General features: G+C 21.5%; 3 protein-coding genes. 2 read left to right on the top strand and 1 reads right to left on the bottom strand.

What is annotated here, in order from left to right; all coding sequences use genetic code 4:
- Nucleotides 1-130 precede the first annotated feature (130 nt).
- A complete protein-coding gene (locus BU00_RS0103390; protein ID WP_156926441.1) occupies nt 131-1921 on the bottom strand; it encodes a hypothetical protein in 1791 nt (596 codons plus the stop codon).
- 49 nt (nt 1922-1970) lie between these two features.
- Here BU00_RS0103390 and BU00_RS0103385 point away from each other — a divergent pair, with 49 nt between their 5' ends.
- Complete coding sequence (locus BU00_RS0103385; protein WP_027121478.1) at nt 1971-2564, top strand: FMN-dependent NADH-azoreductase; 594 nt, start codon at nt 1971-1973, stop codon at nt 2562-2564.
- Between the two features lie 20 nt (nt 2565-2584).
- A complete protein-coding gene (locus BU00_RS0103380) occupies nt 2585-3025 on the top strand; it encodes a large conductance mechanosensitive channel protein MscL (RefSeq protein ID WP_051521861.1) in 441 nt (146 codons plus the stop codon).
- Nucleotides 3026-3249: the final 224 nt, after the last annotated feature.

The raw sequence follows: 3249 nt of genomic DNA, 5'->3' as shown, positions 1-3249 counted from the left end.
TCTTCTGATGAATTATATAGTTTCATAATATCTATAAACGAAAAAATTTCTTAATTTTTTTTATTTAGTATAAAATTTACTGAAAGTTTAAATAAAATAAAAAAAATTAATTAATTATTCATAAATAAAACTATTTAAAAATAATTGTAATTTCGTTTGAAATTTTTTGGATTTTATCTAAATATTCTTCTTTAAATTTATTAAAGCTATTAATATTTTTTTGTTCAATATTTTGTTGTGTTTCTTCACTGTTTTTAGGACTAACATTTGACCTTTTGATATCTATTTTTGGTTCTGAAATAGAATTAATTTTTTGTATTCTTTCTTTAAAAATAGAATTATAAATATCATCAGAAATACCAATATAAACTTCTTTGTTAATTGAACTTAAAACGGTCTCGGTTAAAAAGTTATTAAAATTATTAATGTTGGGATTAAACTGCATTAAATTTACTAAAATTACATCGTAATCTGATAAAAGATTTTGTGATTTATCTAAAAAGTTAAAAGCATTTGATCCGTTATTATATGTTTTTAAAGTTGTTATTTGAATAGTATTATTATCAACTTTTGCAACATCTTTAATTACAGAATTATTTATACCAACTAATAATAATCCATTATTAATAGCTTCTGGTACAATATCATTATTAACTTGTCTAATTAGTGTAAAAATATTTGAGTTTTCTTCTTTTGCATTTGTATTAATTTTAATAATATGGTTAATATCATTAGGTATTAACTCACTAAAAATTTTGTTAGGTTTTTGTTCAAATTTTATGGAATCAAATTTTTTAGTTGAATTATCTCTACTAAACAATGTTATATTTTTATTTATGGTTTGATTTTGATTTTGTAATTTAATATTTAAATTAATACCGTTTATTAAATCATAAGTAATATCATTATCAAATTTTAATTCGGTTAAATTTGAATTTTTAATTTTTTCTTTAAGTTGGCTAAGTCTTTGTTTTGCCTCTGTTGAAAGGAAACCGAAATTTTCTTCAATATCAAAATCTAGTGGAAGAATTTGTTTTGTTATAAATAAACTATTTTCTTGATCTTGTGTATTTTCATGTTTATCAGAAGGTACTTGCATTTTAAAATCTTTATAAACATTATTTTCACTTGAAAAAATAGTTTTTTCAGGTTTAAAAAGTAAAACTGGTGATATTTGAGATTTTATGAAATTAATAAATAAATCTAAATCTTTTTTAAAATCCAAAAACATTTCATTTAGAGTCTTATCACTTTCTATTTCAAATTTTTTTGAGATTAAATCTTTTTTGTTTAAAAGATTTTTAAGTTGATCTTCATATTTTTTAAGAATTTCATCTGTAAGTTTATTATTTTTATTACTTTTTACAGATTGTGTATATTGTTCTAGGACTATTTGTGCTGCTGTAAAATTATCATAAATAAATATTTTTGCAAGAGCATCTTGAATATTTTTAATATGTTCTACTTCAAGACCAAAACCTTGCAAAACGTTTTGTAAAGTGTTTTGAAAAACATCATTCCTAAATAAAGAAACTATGTGTGATAAATCAAAAATATCAACATTATTTTTGATTGCTTTTTCAAATCTTTCTTTCATTTTTATAAATTCATTTAACAAGAATTTTTCTTCGGTAACCCTCAAATAATCTTTATATAAATTATTATTTTGTTCTTTTAATTTATCTAGGTTTTGTCATTTACTAATTACTGATTCTTGAAATAATTTATCTGTAAAGTTATTAAAGAAATTTTCAAGCAAACTTAATTCTTTATTTAATGAAACGAAAATTTCTTGTGGTATAGAAAATTCTTTTATTTTATTATTCTCTGAAATTTCGCCTTGTTCATTTTTACAAGCAGTTAACACTAAGGGTAAAGACAAAGCCCCTAAGGCTGTTAGAAAATGTAGTTTAAACTTCATAATTTATATTATATAATATATTTATTAATTAAAAATATTAAGGGGAAATATGAAAATTTTATTTTTAGACGGTAGTTTAACTACACCAGCATCATATTCTACAAATGTGATGAATTATTTACACGAATATGTAAAAAATCAAAAATATGATGTTGAAAGAGTGGATTTAAACAATTCAATTTTTAGTAAAATTAACTTAAATAATAACACCTTTAAAGATTATTGAACAAAAACTGATTCAGACAAATGGATTAGTAAGCTCAAAGAAACTAATTTACTTGTAATTTCAACTTCAATGGTCAATTTTAATACAAATGCAGTTGTAAAAAATTTTATTGACTCAATTGCTGTTGCGGAAAAAACTTTTTCTTATAAGTATTCATTAACAAATGAAGCAATTGGTTTTTTAACAAATCTAAATGTCTTAATTATTGGTTCACAAGGTGCTGAATTTGGTCGTTATCCATGAGGGAATCATATTGAATGATTAAAAGGAACATTTAAATTCTTAGGTGTTAAAAACGTACAAACAATTAATTTATTAGGTACCAAAACTACTGAATTAAGTAAAATGACTCCAAAAGAATATGTTGATAATAATAGTTCATATCTTGAAAAAACAATTAATGAATTTTTAAAATAATATAAATTGACAAGGATAATATGAAAAACAAAAAAATAATAAAATCAAGTTTAAAAGAAGCTCTGACTTTTTTTAAAAAAGGAAATATGTTGATTCTTGCTATTGGTTTTATAGCAGGTGCGGTTTTTAGTGGAGTAGTTTCTTCTCTTGCTAATGATGTTATTATGTCAGCAATTGCTCATAATATTTTAGGTGAAAATGGTAAATTAGATGGTTTAGTGTGACACGGTATTAAATATGGTAAGTTTTTAGGAGCGCTACTTAATTTTGTTATTGTTACATTTTTACTTTTTGTTCTTCTTTTTAATTATTACCTAATTAAAAAAATAATTAAAATAAGACGTGAAAAGTACAAAAAGGAAGAAGAAATAAAAACTCCAGAAAAACCATTAACAACTGATGAATTGATTCTTCAAGAATTACAAAAAATAAATCAAAATATGGAAATGCAAAATAAATAAATTTTAAAAAACTTGTGTTTAATAAACATAAGTTTTTTGTTTTATCTCTATATTTTAGTAATAAAAATAAAGTAAGATATTATAAAAATATGATAGAATAATAAAGCAATATTATTTAATTGCAGAAAGTACCCGAGTTTCTCACTTTTGGGCATAAAAAATGCATTTTTTATCAATTCAAAAAGACTTACCTAATATATATATATATATATATATTAGGTATT

The sequence above is a fragment of the Mycoplasma leonicaptivi ATCC 49890 genome, assembly GCF_000622205.1.
GTDB lineage: Bacteria > Bacillota_I > Bacilli_A > Mycoplasmatales > Metamycoplasmataceae > Mycoplasmopsis > Mycoplasmopsis leonicaptivi.
Note: the sequence above shows the minus strand (reverse complement) of the source record. Positions and strands in the feature narration are given on the sequence as shown.